Source organism: Megasphaera jansseni (genome assembly GCF_047974155.1).
Lineage (GTDB): Bacteria > Bacillota > Negativicutes > Veillonellales > Megasphaeraceae > Megasphaera.
Window position 1 is genome coordinate 1 of record NZ_JBHYRR010000072.1, and the last position, 758, is coordinate 758.

Annotated in this window: 1 protein-coding gene; it reads left to right on the forward strand. The window is 42.2% G+C overall.

All coding sequences use genetic code 11. The features are described from left to right. Nucleotides 1-758 (forward strand): IS1634 family transposase (locus tag ACE418_RS13440; RefSeq protein WP_458575137.1); only part of this gene is annotated, 758 nt, incomplete at both ends.

The following is a 758-nucleotide window of genomic DNA, read 5'->3' on the forward strand; positions in this document are numbered from 1 at the left end:
TTGGCATACTGTTTACACAGTGGCAGCACCAATGAACAAATCACTTTACAACCACTGGAAAAGAAGATTCTGAAAGATTTCAACCTATCTAAATTCATCCTTTGTACCGATGGAGGCCTGTCGTCTCTATCTAACCGCAAATACAACACTCGTGGTGAACGGGCTTTCATTACCACGCAATCCCTAAAAAAACTAAAAGCCCATTTAAAAGACTGGGCCTTGTCCTCTGCTGGATGGAAAATACCGAATAGCAACAAAGAATATGACTTGACCCAGATAAACAGCTTGACGCCTGAATCTCCCGCATACACCACCATTTATAACCAAATATTCTATAAGGACCGTTGGATCAATGAAAATGGGTTCGAGCAGCATCTCATAGTCACTTATTCCTTAAAATACAAGAGCTACCAGCAACGTATCCGAGAACAGCAGGTACAACGGGCTGCCAAAGCCATCAATACCAACGGTACTCCCTTAAAGAAGTACAACAGCAATGACTATAAACGGCTTGTTAAGAAAACTCAAGTCACTAAAGACGGAGAAATAGCCGAAAAAGAATTATACGAACTCAACGAAGAACGCATTGCACAAGAAGCTCAATACGATGGCTTTTATGCCGTGTGCACCAGCTTAAAGGATTCTCCGGCTGAGATTATCCGCATAAACCAACGACGTTGGGAGATTGAAGAATCCTTTCGCATCATGAAGACAGAATTCAGAACACGACCAGTATATCTCTCTAGAGAACAGCGCAT